This is a genomic window from Helicobacter cinaedi CCUG 18818 = ATCC BAA-847, from assembly GCF_000155475.1.
In the GTDB taxonomy this organism is placed as follows: Bacteria; Campylobacterota; Campylobacteria; order Campylobacterales; family Helicobacteraceae; genus Helicobacter_C; species Helicobacter_C cinaedi.
Map to the genome: position 1 here is coordinate 50,621 of NZ_DS990391.1, position 16,513 is coordinate 67,133.

The 16,513-nt window shown below is 38.4% G+C and carries 14 protein-coding genes and 1 pseudogene; 11 read left to right on the forward strand and 4 right to left on the reverse strand.

Annotation, left to right across the window (positions count from 1 at the left end; all coding sequences use genetic code 11):
• Positions 1 to 62 precede the first annotated feature (62 nt).
• The gene (locus HCCG_RS00400) at positions 63 to 608 is read left to right on the forward strand and encodes a hypothetical protein (protein ID WP_002955371.1); all 546 of its coding nucleotides are present in this window, start codon (positions 63 to 65) and stop codon (positions 606 to 608) included.
• A 104-nt stretch (positions 609 to 712) separates the two neighbouring features.
• Here the strand turns inward: HCCG_RS00400 and HCCG_RS00405 are convergent, their stop codons facing one another.
• From HCCG_RS00405 to HCCG_RS12435, 4 genes are all read right to left on the reverse strand, one after another.
• Positions 713 to 1,102 (reverse strand): hypothetical protein, encoded by a 390-nt coding sequence (locus HCCG_RS00405; protein ID WP_002955372.1) that lies wholly within the window; start codon positions 1,100 to 1,102, stop codon positions 713 to 715.
• A 444-nt stretch (positions 1,103 to 1,546) separates the two neighbouring features.
• Complete coding sequence (locus HCCG_RS00410) at positions 1,547 to 2,947, reverse strand: SPFH domain-containing protein (protein ID WP_002955374.1); 1,401 nt, start codon at positions 2,945 to 2,947, stop codon at positions 1,547 to 1,549.
• Between the two features lie 173 nt (positions 2,948 to 3,120).
• Positions 3,121 to 3,414 (reverse strand): MarC family protein, encoded by a 294-nt coding sequence (locus HCCG_RS12430; protein WP_002955375.1) that lies wholly within the window; start codon positions 3,412 to 3,414, stop codon positions 3,121 to 3,123.
• Positions 3,414 to 3,698, reverse strand: a complete 285-nt coding sequence (locus HCCG_RS12435; RefSeq protein WP_015453734.1) for a MarC family protein — start codon at positions 3,696 to 3,698, stop codon at positions 3,414 to 3,416. The genes HCCG_RS12430 and HCCG_RS12435 overlap by 1 nt, the downstream gene beginning before the upstream one ends.
• Positions 3,699 to 3,955: 257 nt before the next feature.
• On the opposite strand from HCCG_RS12435, the gene flhA reads away from it, so the two are divergent.
• The 10 genes and pseudogenes from flhA to HCCG_RS12440 form a co-directional block, all read left to right on the forward strand.
• Positions 3,956 to 6,160, forward strand: coding sequence for a flagellar biosynthesis protein FlhA (flhA, locus tag HCCG_RS00420; protein ID WP_002955376.1), 2,205 nt, complete (start codon positions 3,956 to 3,958; stop codon positions 6,158 to 6,160).
• Positions 6,161 to 6,169: 9 nt separating this feature from the next.
• Positions 6,170 to 7,294, forward strand: coding sequence for a DHH family phosphoesterase (locus HCCG_RS00425; RefSeq protein ID WP_002955377.1), 1,125 nt, complete (start codon positions 6,170 to 6,172; stop codon positions 7,292 to 7,294).
• A gap of 27 nt (positions 7,295 to 7,321) precedes the next feature.
• Positions 7,322 to 7,588, forward strand: a complete 267-nt coding sequence (locus tag HCCG_RS00430) for a hypothetical protein (protein ID WP_002955378.1) — start codon at positions 7,322 to 7,324, stop codon at positions 7,586 to 7,588.
• A 5-nt stretch (positions 7,589 to 7,593) separates the two neighbouring features.
• A complete protein-coding gene (gene purN, locus HCCG_RS00435; protein WP_015453736.1) occupies positions 7,594 to 8,274 on the forward strand; it encodes a phosphoribosylglycinamide formyltransferase in 681 nt (226 codons plus the stop codon).
• On the forward strand, positions 8,271 to 9,452 hold the full coding sequence (locus HCCG_RS00440) for a cation:proton antiporter (RefSeq protein ID WP_002955380.1): 1,182 nt from the start codon (positions 8,271 to 8,273) through the stop codon (positions 9,450 to 9,452). Before purN ends, HCCG_RS00440 begins: the two co-directional genes overlap by 4 nt.
• Positions 9,452 to 10,852, forward strand: coding sequence for a sodium-dependent transporter (locus HCCG_RS00445; RefSeq protein ID WP_002955381.1), 1,401 nt, complete (start codon positions 9,452 to 9,454; stop codon positions 10,850 to 10,852). Before HCCG_RS00440 ends, HCCG_RS00445 begins: the two co-directional genes overlap by 1 nt.
• A 6-nt stretch (positions 10,853 to 10,858) precedes the next feature.
• The gene (locus HCCG_RS00450; protein ID WP_014667120.1) at positions 10,859 to 12,661 is read left to right on the forward strand and encodes an extracellular solute-binding protein; all 1,803 of its coding nucleotides are present in this window, start codon (positions 10,859 to 10,861) and stop codon (positions 12,659 to 12,661) included.
• Between the two features lie 55 nt (positions 12,662 to 12,716).
• Positions 12,717 to 14,531, forward strand: a complete 1,815-nt coding sequence (locus tag HCCG_RS00455; RefSeq protein WP_230197806.1) for an ABC transporter ATP-binding protein/permease — start codon at positions 12,717 to 12,719, stop codon at positions 14,529 to 14,531.
• A 32-nt stretch (positions 14,532 to 14,563) separates the two neighbouring features.
• Positions 14,564 to 16,327: an ATP-binding protein gene (locus HCCG_RS00460; protein ID WP_002955384.1), complete on the forward strand. Its 1,764-nt coding sequence runs from the start codon at positions 14,564 to 14,566 to the stop codon at positions 16,325 to 16,327.
• Positions 16,327 to 16,513, forward strand: a pseudogene (locus HCCG_RS12440) (ATP-binding protein); the annotation flags it as partial. The gene HCCG_RS00460 and the pseudogene HCCG_RS12440, both read left to right, overlap by 1 nt.

Consider the following 16,513-nt stretch of genomic DNA (forward strand, 5'->3'; position numbering starts at 1 on the left):
TGTGGCAATTATAACAAATGCAGGGACTTGTTTCAAATGGGGTTTAAGGAGGGTTTTCTCTTTTGATAGACTTATCTACCTATGGTGCTATTAGCTCTGGATATGCTATGGGTATTGGTGCTGCTAGAGCGGCTAGTTCTAAAAATGCAGCTTCTGCCGTATCTAGTGCTAATGCTTATATGGATAAACTAGGTTCATTTAACGCTAGTGGTGGTTTAGGACAGCTTAAAGCAAATTATGAGTTAGCTGAGAGAGGATTTAACAATATTGCACTCAGTGGTAGTCCTAAAGAAGTGATAAATGCAAGAATGGCTATGGACAAAGCACGCAAAGCCTATAATAAAGGATTAGCAACAGAGGCAAGCTTAAATAGGCAATACAATGCTTTAAGCCCACAAGCTAGAAAACATGTGGATAAAGAGCTTGGTGGCGATGCTGGAGGGAGTGATGAAAGATGTGCGAATGTTGTCCAACTAGCTGATAAACAAAAAATTGGAGTGCAGTCCTTTTTGTTTAAGCAATTCTTTTCTTCCAAAGATAATCAATATTTTCTTTGCTCGTGTAACAGCAACATTGAGCAAGTCACTTTCACCTTTGTTAAAGAATAAGCTTTGAGCATTCTTTGCATCAAAGCTTTCTGCCGTTAATATGCCGCCGTATTTCTCATTCTCTGTGATAGTGTCTTTCTCATCTTTTGTGTATATGAATAGCCTCACACACCATCAAATAAAAATCCAAACATTTTGATTCCAAGATATTTTTCATCTTTAAGATAATTTTGTGCCTGTATTTTTTCTGTCTCAATATCTTTCTTTGACAGCAAATTGAACGCTTTGTATTCTATTATGGTGTTCCCATACAAAAAATCACTTTTGCCACCTATATGCCCATTGCTATGGTGCCTTTCGTGCTGAAATGGTTCGTATGTCTCGATGAATCCTAAATTCCTTAAAAGCAGATTTAATTCATTTTCAAAGATATAGCGCAGATCCTCTTCTGATTTAGCGTGTTTTAGGGGTGTATTTCGAGAGCAAATCTTTTGCTTGAACTGATTGTAAATGTCTAATTGCTCATTCGTAAGATTTTCAAAATCGTGTATCATTTTTGTTTGTTACTCCATAATTAAGTGGGCGGATTATAGCAGAATCTATAATTTAGATTCAAATGAAAATTTGGTAGTAAATGGATTCTGTGTGTAGAGAAGTTTGCCTATTCTAAAATATTTAAGGGGCTAATAAAGAAAGTATCAAAAGGTAATTTAAGGTAGCCTCTCACTTAAGAGTACCCCACAACCACCGGCAGGATTAGCCCCTTAAATTGAATGTATTGTAGTACAATCAAGCTTAACTTTCAATCAACAACATACAAAAAGGAATAAAATGGCTTTTTCATTGCAAAATCCAGAATATGAAAAAATAAAGAGAGAATGCGTGTGGAATAGGTGTATCAAGCAGAAAGCTAGAGTCTGAGCATGATGTTTAGAGATTCCAAGCAAATTCAAAAAAACCACCCACTTAGAAAAGCGGTGGCACTTCAGCAAGAAGGGCTAAGCTCCCTTATTACTATTATCCCCTTGCCCCTTGATGGTGGTGAATTTCTTTAACAAATCTTTGCCTATATCTATTTGAGCTAATCCCTCAAGCATAGCTCCCATGCTCATACCACCTTTTGAGGATAAAATCTCTCCTACTTTGCTTATGCCATTTTGCACATCACCGCCATTAGCGATGATTTTCATATCAGCACTCGCTAGGGCTTTAGCTTGTTCTATACCTATTTTTTCATTTGCTTCTACCTGCCTAATGGTAACAAGATATTGTTGGTATCCCTCATTCTCGCCGATCTCTTTTGCAAGTGTGATTTGTGCGGTTACTGGAGCAAGCTCTTTTAGTTTTAAGGATTCAGCTTCAGCTGTCCCTATCTTAAGAATACCTTGTGATTCTTTGTCTTTCATCTCTAGCAATGCCGATGCCTCTAAAAACTGCCTTTCTTTGTCAGCTTCCGCACTTCTAATGGTTGCTGCTTTTCTAGCTTCAGCATCTAGCTCAATTTTCTTTTTCTCCTCTTCAGCCTTAACAATTTCAGCATCTTTGTTAATTTCTGCTTGTTTTACTTTTTCAACACGAAGAACTTCCATTGTCTTTTCCCGAGTAGTTTTCTCTTGTTCTTTAATGGCTTGATTTGCCTGTTCTCTACTAATAGCAACTTCTCGCTCATTCTCCACAGTTTTTAGCCCTATTGTTTTGTTTGCTTCTTGCTGTTTAACTTCTGTGGCTTGTTGAGCTTCAATTTCAGCCATTTGAGCTTCTTTCTTGTTATTTGCCACTTTAATACGACTTTCTTTTTCAATTTCAGAAATCTTTTTGTTCATAATATTGGCAATAACCTGACTTACCTTGGAATCTCTAATATCCATTAGTTCTATATTTTTTACAGGCTCAATACCCCAGTTTTTAAGCTGTTCTTTCACAGATTCTGTAAAGTCATCTCCAAGCTCTGAGCGCACCTGTAATATATCTTCCAAATTTCGGCTTGAAAGAATTGAACGAATGGAACCTTGAATAATATCTTCAAGTTGTGTATGTAAGTCAGTGAAATCCCTTACTCTTTGTGCTGCTAGATTAGAATCATTAACTCTAAAAAAAGCTGTAATATCTACCACAAATGGCAGTCTTCCCAAATCATACGCCTCATATCCTTCAATTTGGATAGAGAATACAGATACGGGCAGAACAATCTTTGTAACACCTATAAGCGGGAACCACGATGGAAATTCATAGTATGTATTACCATTCCCCGTATCTTTGCCATAGGAAAGAGTTTTCCTTGCTGATTGAACTATATGCACTTCATTTGTTGAGACAACTACTCTAAAAAACAATGGAATAACTATCAAAAGTATTGCTGCTACTACTGCGATAGCAATGCCTATGGATATAAACAACATTAATGCTCCTTTTGTGTTTGAAATATGTGTATGCGACTGGTTTTTGCGTACTGAATGAATCTTAACAGAAAAAGAGTATTTTTTCAAATGGATAATTCAATTCCTAGATACAAAATCTACGCTATTTTAGCTATCAGCACTAGATATTTCTACAATAGAGGCTACCTTCATAATCATATACAAACCATTTTTTCCGATTCCAAATCTGCCCCTAGAATCTTTTCAATCATTGCTGAAAAATAAAACAACACAAAAAGAAAAACAAAACTTACCACTACTGCCATAATCGCCACAAGCATATTGCTCTCTTCAGCGATCACTATCACACTTGCTAATGTCCCCGGTCCTACAAGCATAGGAAACGCCATAGGGATAATACTCCGCTTAAACAACTCCTCAAATTTAAGTTTCTTATACTCGGAGTAATCCTGCTTTGCAACAGCAAAAAGCAGATTTTTCAAACTCATCACAATAAGGATAATCCCCCCCCCCCCCCAGCTACCCGCACAGAATCTAGATTCACCCTAAAAAGATACTGCATAATAAATGAGCCTGTCAGTAAAAAAATAAGCACAATCAATAACGCTGTCCATAAAATATTCCTAAAAAGCTTTTGCCGCAATGGTGTATGCACCTCATCAGTCATAGCAAGAAATTGCGGTAAATTCCCAAAAGGATTCAGCACCGCAATGATTGTTATTGCGCCTAGCCCCACGAGATGAAAGGTGGATTCTAAATTATCAAAAAACATACATTTTCCTTAAAAATTTATGAGAATGAAAACCCTAAAAAATTATAACCATTTTTATTTAAGCTTGAGATTCAAGTTGGCATATTTGGTGCATTTATGCCACTTGTATTTTACGCCAAGTTCTACATATAAGATTCTATCTCAAACCCCCACGCCCCACAAAAACAAACCCAAAATATAAAAATTTAAAAAATCTTGCTACAATACGCCCTTATTTGATTTGGGGATACATTTCATTTTTCACATAGGACAATACTTTGACATTCAACACAGCATCAATCTTAGATAGAATCACGCCGTTTTTCAAAAATCTCTCGCAAAGCACAGAGATGGTTGTTATTGTCTTTATGATGCTTATTGTCGGCATTATCATTGTGCCACTGCCAAGTGTAATGCTTGATTTTTTACTAAGCATTTCCATTGCCCTATCTATTTTGATTATCCTTATTACGCTGTATGTGGATAAAGCCACGGAATTTTCAGCCTTTCCTACTATTTTGCTTATTGTTACACTCTATCGCCTAGCCCTTAATGTCGCCACCACCCGTATGATTCCAAGTGAAGGACATAATGGCGTTGAGGCTGTAAGCAGTATTGTCGCTGCTTTTGGGCATTTTGTCGTGGGCGGAAATTATGTCATTGGGATTATTGTTTTTACCATTCTTGTGATAGTTAATCTCATCGTCATTACAAATGGCTCTACTCGTGTTACAGAAGTGCGTGCGAGATTCACCCTTGATGCGATGCCCGGTAAGCAAATGGCAATAGATGCGGATTTAAACGCTGGGCTTATTGGGCAAGATGAAGCACAAAAAAGACGCGATGCGTTGGCTCAAGAGGCGGACTTTTATGGCACAATGGACGGAGCAAGTAAGTTTGTCAAAGGCGATGCGATTGCCTCTATTATTATCACCATTGTCAATATCATCGGCGGATTCTTAATTGGCGTGTTTGAACACGGAATGAGCGTGAAACAAAGTGCGGAGACTTTTACAATCCTTACCATTGGTGATGGGCTTGTTGGGCAGATTCCCGCACTCATTGTTGCTACTGCTACGGGTATCATTACCACGCGTGCAGCTAAAAGCTCTCAAACAAATTTTGCGGGAGATATTATCACGCAAATTACAGGTAGCTCAAAAATCTTAAGTATTGTTGGCTTTATCTTAATCCTTTTTGCCCTAGTTCCCGGACTTCCTATTTCGCTTGGTTTTGTTGGGGTGTTTTTCCTTGCGGTGGCGTGGCTTGTGAGCCGTGAAGATATGGGGAGTCTTTTCTCTATGGTGGAGAAATTTATCAGCAAAAAAGCCTCGCCAAATAGCAAGAAAGCCGATGAAGATTCACAAAAAGAGATAGATATTGAAAAGCATAAAGCTCAAAGGGTGCAGAAAAGCGAAGAAGAGATTAAAAAAGAAGAAGAAGCTATCATTAATGAAGCACTTAAAGTTGAAACACTAGAGATTTATCTAGGCTATCAGCTTATCCGTCTAGCTGATGTCAAGCAAAATGGCGACTTGTTAGAAAGAATCCGCTCTATGCGTAAGAAAATCGCCACAGATTATGGCTTCCTTATCCCGCAGATTCGCATTAAGGATAATCTCAATCTCCAGCCCACCGACTATGAAGTTTTACTTAAAGGCGTGAAAATCGGCGAAGGCAGTGTATTGCCTGATAAATTTTTAGCTATGGATACAGGAATGGTAGCAGAAGCCATTGAAGGAATCCCTACAAAAGAGCCAGCCTTTGGGCTTGATGCGTTGTGGATAGATTCTAAAGATAAAGAAGAGGCGATCATTCGTGGCTATCATATTATTGATCCCTCCACGATTGTAACAACGCATATGACAGAGCTTATTAAAACTTATGCAGAAGAGTTTATCACAAAAGATGAAGTCAAAGTGCTTATGGATCGCCACGCTAAAGACTATCCTGTGGTTGTAGGAGAGGCATCTAAGATTCCTATGAGCATTATTATACGCGTTCTGCGTGAGCTTTTACACGAGAAGATTCCAATCAAAGATTTGCCGACCATTTTAGAATCTATCACAGATACCTATCCCATCTTGCAAGATGATACCGATAGTATCGTTGAGCAAGTCCGCTCCCGCCTAGCTAGGACAATCACGGATATTTTTAAAGCCGAAGATGGGAATCTTAAGATATTCACACTCTCCCTTGCAACAGAACAATACCTAATAGATAGGCTTAAAGAACAGCCCGGCGGGAAAAACTTTGTGCTACATTCAAATGAAGTTCAAAAGCTTGTAGATTCCATACAAGAAGAAAGCCTAAAGCTTATACAAAAAAATATGACGCCTGTGCTACTTGTGGATTATAGAATCCGCAAACCCCTTGTCAAGCTCCTTGAGCCATTTAGGGTAAATATTACCATTTTGGGTAATGCCGAGATTGACCCACACGCGACCTTTGAAGTTGTCGGCACACTCAATATAGAATTTTAAGGATAAGAAATGCAAGTTTATCATCTCTCACACACAGATTTAGACGGTTATGGCTGCCAGTTTATCGCTAAAGAGTTTTTCAAAAATATCACTTTTTACAATGCTAATTACGGCAGAGAAGTGCTTGTGCGGATTAATGCTATTTTAGATACTATCACGCATTCCTCTCAAAATCTAAGTATCTTGCTTAGTCAAAAATTTGTCAAAAGCAAAAAATCCCCTGCTTCAAACGCTTCGCAAGATAAATTCCTTGTGCTGATTACAGATTTAAATCTCACACTAAATGAGTCAAACTACCTGCAACAAAGAATAGAGGAGCTAAAAATTAATGGCGTTGATGTGGAGCTTTTACTTCTAGATCACCACATCAGCGGACAGGAATGTGCGGATAAATATGAATGGTATCATTTAGATTCTACGCGTTGTGCGAGTAAGATTACCTTTGATACGCTGATTACACGAGAGAAAATGCTAGATTCTACGCGTGAAAAATGGATAAGAAATGCAAGTGAAATGATAAACTCCGTGGATATTTGGCTTGAAGATGGCTATAAATTTGACTTTGGCAAGGTGGCTATGGGAGCGATTAGCGGGAGCTTTGAGCTGAATAGATTTATGTTTGATGAAGAGCATAGATTCTATAAATTTGCCATTTTAGAATCTGCTAGAGAGTTTTTAGAGCAGCCAAATGGCGAAGTGGCATTTGATAATGCCCTGTATGAGATTAAAAAACGCGCCCTTGGTGGAAACCCACAAACGGAGACAATGGATACAATTACTTCAAATGCCCAAGTCAAGCTCTTAAGCCAAAAAAAGGATTCCTGCACCATTTTTTACAATGACAAAAAAGGCTTTTTAAGCTACTCTATGGGCGGTGTGAGTGTGCTAGCTAATCTTTTTTTACGCACAAATAGTGAGTATGATTTTTACCTTGATGTGAATCCACGCGGTAATGTAAGCCTTAGGGCAAATGGGAATTGCGATGTGAGTGAGATGAGTAGAGAGCTTTTCAATGGTGGAGGGCATAAGAACGCTTCGGGTGGGAAGATTGAAGGATTCAAAGAAAGCTTCTCGTATATGGATATAAAATCGCAGATTGAGTATATTCTTAATAAACACCAAGAGATTCAATAGACAGATTCAACAAAACAAGGAGAAGCGATGAATATTAATGAAAACATTAGCCAAGAGCTGACACTGGAAATGAGCCTAGAAGAAATGGCGTTAGAAGTGGTTGATATGCTAGGCGTGGCACTTTACTTTGCCGGGGCAAAAAAGGCACATATTGAGGAGCTTATTGAGCTTTATTCCAAGCAAATGGATAAATTTTATGCCAAGCTCCCAGAAGATGCTACCTATGGGCAAAATGAGATGATTGAGATTATCAAATCTCTTAAAAAAGATTATCCAAAATTTTTTATGAAGTAGAACCTATGCAGATTCAATGTGCGATTTTATTTAGTGGTAATGGCAGCAATATGCAAAATCTTATAGAATCTTTGCATAATAAACACTTCATACACGCACAAACGCACAAAGATTGCAAACTCCACATAGCTCTTACACTTTGCAATAACGCAAACGCACACGGCATAACACGCACTAAAAATCTAAATATCCCTTGTGCCGTGCTACCTCATCGTGATTTTAGCTCAAGGGAAGAATTTGATAAGCAGATGATTGCTACTTTGCAAACTTATAGGATTGAATATGTGATTTTAGCTGGATTTATGAGAATCTTAACGCCACTTTTTACAAACACTTTCCGCACAATCAATATCCACCCTTCATTCCTGCCCGAACACAAAGGGGCAAATGCTATAAAAGATAGCTTTTATGCTAAGCAAAGCTATGGTGGCGTAAGCGTGCATTGGGTGAATGAAGAACTTGATGGTGGCGAGATTATATTGCAAGAAAAGATTGAAAAGATTCAAGGTGAGAGCCTTGAAGGCTTTGAATCTAGAATCCACGCCCTTGAATACATACTCTACCCTAAAGCCATTCTAAAAGCCCTTCATCTACTCCCTAAAGAATCTAGTGTAAAATCTTGTATAGAATCTCACTCCCAGCCTAGCACAGAATCTGCCATAGAATCCAGCAAGGAGAAGCAATGAGTCATTCACTTGAGCTTTTAAGTGCATTTGGTATCTTTTCTCTGCTGATTCTATCCGCCTCGCCTATCAGCTCACTCACACGCATTCCCATTGTTGTGGTTGAGATGATTTTAGGAGCAGTGGCAGCTCACTTTTTTAACTTCATCAATACATTTGAAGAAATCTCACTTGTAGCGGAAATTGGCTTTTTATTTTTGATGTTTTTATGCGGTTTAGAGGTGGATATTAAATCTTTTGCAAAACTTGGCAAAAGCTTCTTACTTAAAGCCCTAGCGTATTTTTGCACCCTTTATGGCATTACCTGCCTTGTGGTATTTAGCACAAATCTCTCATACATATATATCGCCGCTTTCCCAGTTATGAGCTTGGGTATGATTGTAGCCTTAATCAAAGACTATGGCAAACATCAGCCTTGGCTTGATTTAGCCCTAAAGATTGGAATCTTAGGGGAGCTTGTAAGTATTACTGCTTTAGTTATCATTGATGGTGCTTCAAGGCACGGCGTGGGCAGTGAGCTATTACAAAAATTGCTTATTCTGCTTATCTTTTTGCTTGTTGTTGCCTTTGGCTTTAGAATTGCAAAAGTGTTTTTTTGGTGGATGCCACAAGTGCGGTTTTTATTTTTGCCACGCGATGATAGTAACTCTCAAGATTTGCGTTTTGTCTTTTTCCTACTTTTTGCCTTTGTGCTTTTAATGATGATTTTGGAGATTAAAGCGGTTTTGGGTGCGTTCTTAGCCGGGACAATTCTTAGCACATTTTTCAAGCACAAAGCAGACTTACCTGAACAGCTTAATCACTTTGGATTTGGCTTTTTTGTGCCATTTTTCTTTGTGTATGTTGGCTCTACGCTTAATCTCAATGCGATTTTTGGCGATATTGATATTCTCTATCACGCTGCATACTTAATCGCTGGAATGCTACTTTTACGCATTATCAGTGCGAGTATCGTCTTTGGCAGATATTTTAAGAATCTTAAATCCACACTCCTTTTTGCTCTAAGCGATTCTATGCCGCTCACTTTTCTTATCGCTACTGCTACTTTAGGTAAAAGTATAGGGGAGTTAGACGACACACTTTATGCTTCATTTGTGCTTGGTGCGATTTTGGAAGGCATCATTTTTAGCGTATGTATTAAAGTCATTTATGTATTTTGGAAAACAAAAAAGGAGAAATAATGCAAACGCCTCGTCAAACTTGGAGCTCTAGCTTAACTTATGTTTTAACGGTTGCAGGAGCTACCATTGGCTTTGGGGCGACTTGGAGATTCCCCTATCTTGTGGGAGAAAATGGCGGTGGGGCGTATGTGCTTATCTTTGTGTTAGCGATGATCTTAGTTGGAATCCCTGTGATTTTAGTAGAGAATGTCATTGGCAGACGCACACAGAAAAATGCCATTGACGCATTTGGCGGCGAAGTTAATGGCAAAAAGATTCCGCGTTTTTATAAGATTATTGGCTATCTTGGTATTGCTGGAGCATTTGGGATAATGGCATATTATATGGTGCTTGGTGGCTATGTCATCACTTATATTATTAACATCATAAGTGGGAATCTTAATCTTAGCTCCCCCATTGAAAAAGACATCGCAAAGAGCTTTTATGAAAGCAATATTACGCATAATCCGCTGATGGTTGGAATCTACACGGGCATTTTTGTGCTTATTAATTGGATTATTTTGAAAAAAGGTGTGATTGATGGGATTGAGCGGAGTATGAAATACCTTATGCCCTTGCTTTTTATCTGTTTGCTTATTATGGTCGTACGCAACCTTACTTTGCCAAATGCAATGGAAGGTGTAAGATTCTATCTTTTACCTGATTTTAGCAAGATTAATGCAAGGCTTTTCATTGATGTGCTAGGGCAGGTATTTTTTGCACTCTCGCTTGGCTTTGGTGTGATGATAACCCTTTCATCATATTTGCAAAAAGATGAAAATATGATTAAAACCGCTGTTGCCACTGGAATCTTAAACACAATCATCGCTCTTTTAGCCGGATTTATGATTTTCCCCTCTCTTTTTAGCTTTTCCCTAAGCCCCGATCAAGGACAAAGCCTTGTGTTTCAAACGCTGCCTATTGTGTTTTCCCATATTTATTTTGGTAATGTCTTAGCGGTGGTGTTTTTCCTTTTGCTTATTACCGCTGCCCTTACCACTTCACTGCCTATCTATGAAGTTATCATTACCACATTGCACGAAAAGCTTAAAATCTCTCGCACAATGGCTATAAATATCACACTTGGGAGTATTTTGATCCTTGGGAATATCCCTTGTATCCTTGCCTATGGTCCTTGGGAGCATATCACTTGGAATGGCAAAAATATCTTTGATATATTTGATTATGTGAGTGGCAATATTCTTTTTGTGCTGACTTCCCTTGGCACTTTATTTTTTGTAGGTTGGGTGCTTAAGTCTCAATCCCTAAAAGAGCTTAGCAATAACGGCACACTCCACCCACTGCTTGTAAAAATCTGGTATTACTATGTGAAGTTTTTTCTCCCCTTTATTGTGGTGCTGATTTTTATCGCGGGGAATTTTCCAAAGAGCCTTGAATACTTCTTTGCCTTCTTGCGTTAGATAAAAATGAGAATCTTATCTGCTTTTTTTACTCTGTGTGTTTTTGCTACTCTAAGCAACGCCTTAAACACACAAACCCACGCCCTAAGCATTTATGGCAATCCAAAATATCCCAAAAACTTCACACATTTTGATTATGTCAATCCAAACGCTCCAAAAGGCGGCACTTTAAAAAGTTTTGCGTTAGGCACTTTTGATAGCCTTAATCCCTTTAGCCAAAAGGGCAATCCCGCAGCGGAGCTTCACACTCTTGTGTATAACACCCTTACCATTCAAAGCCTTGATGAGCCTTTTAGCGAATACGCCCTTGTGGCAGATTCTATGACGCAAGGCAGGGATTTTATTATCTTTCATCTTAATAAAAAGGCAAGGTTTAGCGATGGGAAGCCTATTAGAGCAAAAGATGTTGTTTTTAGCTTTGAGACACTTTTACAAAAAGGCAAGATTGATTTTAAACGCTACTATGCTGATGTGAATAGCGTTAAGGCGTTAAGTGATTTAGAAGTGATTTTTTATTTTAAAACAGATTCAAATAAGGAGCTACCGCTGATTTTAGGGCAGATTCCCATTTTGCCTTCACACATTTATCTTCAAAATGGCAAAAACACCTTTGGAGAAAATCCCTTGCAAATCCCTGTGGGAAGCGGGGCATATAAAGTCAAAAAGTTTGATTTAGGGCGGAGTATCACTTATGAGCGAGACCCAAACTATTGGGCAAAAGACCACCCCACGCAAAAAGGAATGTATAACTTTGATGAAGTGGTGGTGGAATATTACAAAGATCCTGCTGTGGCACAAACTGCGTTTATGGCGGGAGAATATGACTACCGCATTGAAACTTCGGCAAAAGTATGGGCAAACGACTATGAAGGCAGGGCAAAAAGGGAGGGGAAGATTATCCTGCAAAGCTTTAGACACGAGCTACCTAGCACATTACAAGGATTCTTTTTCAACACAAGAAAGCCCATTTTTGCTGATAAAAGAGTGCGAGAGGCAATTTTTTATGCCTTTGATTTTGAATGGAGCAATAAGAATCTTTTTTATAATCAATATGAACGCACCACACATATTTTTCATAACTCCCCTTTTGCAAGTTCTGCCCTGCCACAAGGAAAGGAGCTAGAAATACTTTTACCCTATAAAGACAGGCTAGATTCTAGAATCTTTACCCAACCCTACATCGTGCCTATAACAAATGGGGAGCAAAAGCGTGGGGAAAATTTGAGAGAAAATCTCAAATACGCAAGGGATTTATTAGAATCTGCGGGATTTTATGTGAAAAATGGAGCTCTTTACACACCCACACATCAGCCTTTTAGCTTTGAAATTCTTATCTCTTATGATGCTTTTGAACGCATTTGTCTGCCTTTTGCTAAGAATCTTAAAAAGCTTGGGATTGAAGCTAAAATACGCAAAGTTGATGATTCACAATACATTAATCGTGTGCGGGCTTTTGAATATGATATGGTTGTTGAACTCTTAGGGCAAAGTCTATTCCCGGGCAATGAGCAAAACTACTATTGGAACTCTCAAGTTGTTAGCACTAAAGGAAGTAAAAACTTTGCTGGTGTGCAAGATCCTGTGGTAGATGAGCTAATTACCAAATTGCTTAATGCCAATTCGCAGCAGGATAGAATAGCTATTGGTAAATCCCTTGATAGAGTGCTATTATGGGGCTTTTATGTCCTGCCACATTTTAATCTCCCCGCTTTTCGCATAGCCTATTGGCGAAACATCGCTATGCCTAGCCAAACTCCGCCCTATGGGATTGATCCATACTTATGGTGGAGTAAGGGAGCAAAAAGCTAGAAAATGCTAGAATCCACGCTTTTTTACACAAAAATATAGAGATAAAAGGGATAAAATGCCACGCGAAAAAGGATTTGAAAATCAAAACTTCAAAAATAAAAAAAACAAAAGTTTAAAAAACAGAATCTTCAAAAACAAAAAACGCCATAAAAATCAAAAAAGTGCTTTGCGGATTCTAAGGGAGCTGACTACAAGGCGAGATAAGATTATTTTGCTTTTTTTATTTATCGCTACTATTATTCTATCTTTGATTGAAACGCTTGGCATTAGTGTGATTATGCCTTTTATCACCTTTGCGAGTAATCCGGATATGATTTTTGCTCACTGGAGTTCAAAGTGGGTATATGACACGCTTGGCTTTGACAGCACATTGCATTTTATGTATGCTTTTAGTGCTTTGCTTGTAGGTTTTTATATCTTTCGTGCGTTGTATAATGCGGCGTATTCCTATGGGCTATCGCGTTTTGCTTTTAGGAAGTTTCACTACTTTGCCTATCGGCTTTTTTGTAAAAGTGTAGAGCTTAGCTATCTTGATTTTAGTCATAAAAAGACGGATAAGATTCGCCAAACCATTGTGAGCGAAGCACAAAATACTTCATTTTATCTTCAAAATCTTTTACAAGTCAGTTCGGAGTTTTTTACCATTTGTCTTATGTATGCACTTTTGCTTATGGTAAGCTGGAAAATGACTTTGGTGCTGACACTTTTGCTAAGTGTGCAGGTGCTGTTTATTATCAAACTGCTTTCACGCAAGATTAAGAAAAAGGGAGAAATTGATGTAGAGACGAGTGCCCAGCTTAATGAGCTTATCACAAAAACTTTTGGGAATTTTAAGTTTATTAAGCTTAAAGGCAATCAAGATGAAGTCTATCACGCATTTGATAAACTCTCACGCAAACGCACCAACGCCACTATTATCGCACAAAGCCTTCTGCCACTTCCGCGTATTATCCTTGAGACTATTGGCTTTGGTGTGCTCATTGCCTGTGTGGCTTATATTTTGTTTCAATACCAAGATGCAAGTGCGGTTATTCCTATTATCTCTATGTATGCCTTGGCGTTATATAGAATCTTACCTGCAGTAACGCGTATCCTTAATAACATTAATATGATGAGCTATCTCACCCATTCGGTATATAGTGTGTATGAAAATCTCACCTACCATACAGAAGATGAATATCAAGAGCCCTGTGCGTTTGTAGATTCTATTAAGTTAGAAAATGTTGATTTTACCTATGTGAGCCATAAGCCGATTCTAAAAGATTTTTCGCTTGAGATTAAGAAGGGAGAGAAAGTCGCATTTGTGGGGCAAAGTGGAGCTGGGAAAAGCACACTTGTAGATATCATCATTGGAATCTACAAACCCCAAAAAGGACATTTGCTCGTAGATAATGTGCCTATTACCAACCACAACCTAAGAGCGTGGCGGAAAAAAATCGGCTATATCCCACAAAGCATTTATCTTTTTGATGGCTCTGTGGCGGAAAATGTCGCTTTTGGCTCTCACTTTGATGAAGAAAAAATCAAAATCGCCTGTCAAAAGGCACAGATTCTAGACTTCTTAAACACCCATAATGGAATCTACACACGCGTAGGAGAGGGTGGAATCTTGCTTAGTGGCGGACAAAAGCAACGCATAGGCATAGCAAGGGCGATTTATGATGACCCTGAAATCCTTGTGCTTGATGAAGCCACCTCCGCCCTTGATAACCAAACAGAAGCTGACATTATGGAGCAAATCTATGATGTGGCGAGTAATAAAACACTCCTTATTATCGCCCACCGCCTAAGCACCATTGAGCGATGTGAGCGTAAGATTGAGCTACAAACAAATAGCAATGGGGGGGGGGGCAGTAATGAAAACCTATAAAACCCAAAATACAATAGATCAAGGGATCAAAAATGAAATATTATCTTGATTTTATCCACGCTACTACGATAAAAAAAGCAAAAATTTTTAGCTTTTTAAAATGCGATGAGAATGAGGCTAAGATTTTACAATTTATGGCAAAGGCTTTGCTTCAAGGGGAGAGTGATTTTGTGGTGCATACTTTGCTTTACAAAAGTCTGATTGAAGCAAAGGCAGATTCAAGAATCAAAACAAGTGAAAAAGCCTTAGGCTTTCTGCCCCATATCCGCAATCTTATTGAGCTAGGCTGGATAACACAAAGCTCCTTTTTGCAGCCTAAAATCACAGATATTGCCCTGCTTGAGCTTTATAATGATAATGTCTGCCTTTCCCACGCATTTTTGAAGCTCCTAGAAGATGGTGCGTTAAATGTTGATTTACCAGAAATTACTCCTTATGAAGATCATTTAGAATACTTAAAAGATCGCTTTTCGCATATTGAGCTTTTACACAAAATGAGTGGGCTAAAATTTTCTCAAAAGCTAGATTCTCCCTCACTTTCCCGTGCAAACTATCGCCTAAAGCTTTTAGAAGAAACAATCCAATCACGCCTTCAACTCACAACAAAAGATATAAGCATTATAAAGCTCATCAAAGAACAGCATTTAGAGCCAAAAGAGCAGATTATCTTTTTTGCGTTATTGAAAGAAGAATATAGCAGTAGCGATGAAAACTTGCGTGATATGAATGCCCTGCTTGAGCTTATAAGCCTTGATGAGTATGATAAGATTAAGCATCGCTCCTTGCTTGATGAAAATTCCAATCTCGTGCAAAAGGGCTTAATTGACTATGATGAGCTTTTAAATCCCTTTGGTGGAATCTCACGCACTTTTTTTATCCCTGAAGAGATTTTGCAAAACATTATCCACCCTAATAAAAAGAAAAAGCGGAATAAAATTAGTCTAGATTCTCTTATTAAAAACCAAGATATTTTTGAGCTTGTAGAGCCAAAATATGATATGAATGAGATTATTTTGCACCAAAATACCCGTGAGATTCTCAACAATCTCCTAGCCCAAGTCAATAGCAATGTCGTGCATTTACTGCACCTTTGGGGCATAAGAGATAAGAAAAAGGGCATTGATGCAAAAATTTTGCTCTATGGAGCGCCGGGCTCTGGCAAGACTATTACCGCCCTAGCTCTCGCTAAGAGTCTAAAAAAGCAGGTGTTAAGCTTTGATTGCTCTAAGATTCTATCAATGTATATTGGCGAATCTGAAAAAAATGTCCGCAGGATTTTTGATAGCTATAATGAGATTTGCAAAAGCATTAAAAATGAGCCGATTTTATTGCTTGATGAAGCTGATCAATTCCTTAGCACACGCTCTAACAGCGGCAATAGTGCAGATAAAATGCATAACCAAATGCAAAATATTTTCTTAGAGCAAATTGAGCGATTTGATGGAATCTTAATTGCCACAACCAATCTTTTAGAAAACTTTGATACCGCCTTTTCACGCCGCTTTAACTACAAAATAGAATTTAAGCGTCCAAATAGGGAGCAAAGAGAAGCCTTGTGGCTTAAGTATCTGCCACAAAATGCGGAGTTTAGCGTAGATTCTAAAGAGAATCTAGCCGCCGCCCTAGCAGAATATGATTTAAGCGGAGGGCAAATCGCCCTTGTGATTAAAAACACCGCCTATAAAGTCGCCACAAAAAAAGAGAGCATTTTCACGCAAGAAGATTTTATCACGCAGATTAAAGCCGAGCTTAGTGGGAATTTTGACAATAACAAACCTATGGGCTTTAGAGCCTAATGCAAGATATTTCAAAGTCCTACCTTGAACGCGTTGTGGGGATTAAGCCTAGGCGTTATGGGCTAAAAAAGCAAAAAACTTTTCTCTATGGAGCAAGTGGAGTGGGGAAAAGCTCTCTGGCATTTTTACATAGTGCAAAATACAAAAAGACGCTTTATATTAATTGTGCGGATTCTCGCATAGATA

Excerpts from the sequence above, each read along its gene's own strand:
- HCCG_RS00405 (WP_002955372.1), bottom strand. The coding sequence starts at position 1,102 with ATGATACACGATTTTGAAAATCTTACGAATGAGCAATTAGACATTTAC.
- HCCG_RS00410 (WP_002955374.1), bottom strand. The coding sequence starts at position 2,947 with ATGTTGTTTATATCCATAGGCATTGCTATCGCAGTAGTAGCAGCAATA.
- HCCG_RS12430 (WP_002955375.1), bottom strand. The coding sequence starts at position 3,414 with ATGAGTTTGAAAAATCTGCTTTTTGCTGTTGCAAAGCAGGATTACTCC.
- HCCG_RS12435 (WP_015453734.1), bottom strand. The coding sequence starts at position 3,698 with ATGTTTTTTGATAATTTAGAATCCACCTTTCATCTCGTGGGGCTAGGC.
- HCCG_RS00425 (WP_002955377.1), top strand. The coding sequence starts at position 6,170 with ATGCAAGTTTATCATCTCTCACACACAGATTTAGACGGTTATGGCTGC.
- HCCG_RS00430 (WP_002955378.1), top strand. The coding sequence starts at position 7,322 with ATGAATATTAATGAAAACATTAGCCAAGAGCTGACACTGGAAATGAGC.
- purN (WP_015453736.1), top strand. The coding sequence starts at position 7,594 with ATGCAGATTCAATGTGCGATTTTATTTAGTGGTAATGGCAGCAATATG.
- HCCG_RS00440 (WP_002955380.1), top strand. The coding sequence starts at position 8,271 with ATGAGTCATTCACTTGAGCTTTTAAGTGCATTTGGTATCTTTTCTCTG.
- HCCG_RS00445 (WP_002955381.1), top strand. The coding sequence starts at position 9,452 with ATGCAAACGCCTCGTCAAACTTGGAGCTCTAGCTTAACTTATGTTTTA.
- HCCG_RS00450 (WP_014667120.1), top strand. The coding sequence starts at position 10,859 with ATGAGAATCTTATCTGCTTTTTTTACTCTGTGTGTTTTTGCTACTCTA.
- HCCG_RS00455 (WP_230197806.1), top strand. The coding sequence starts at position 12,717 with ATGCCACGCGAAAAAGGATTTGAAAATCAAAACTTCAAAAATAAAAAA.
- HCCG_RS00460 (WP_002955384.1), top strand. The coding sequence starts at position 14,564 with ATGAAATATTATCTTGATTTTATCCACGCTACTACGATAAAAAAAGCA.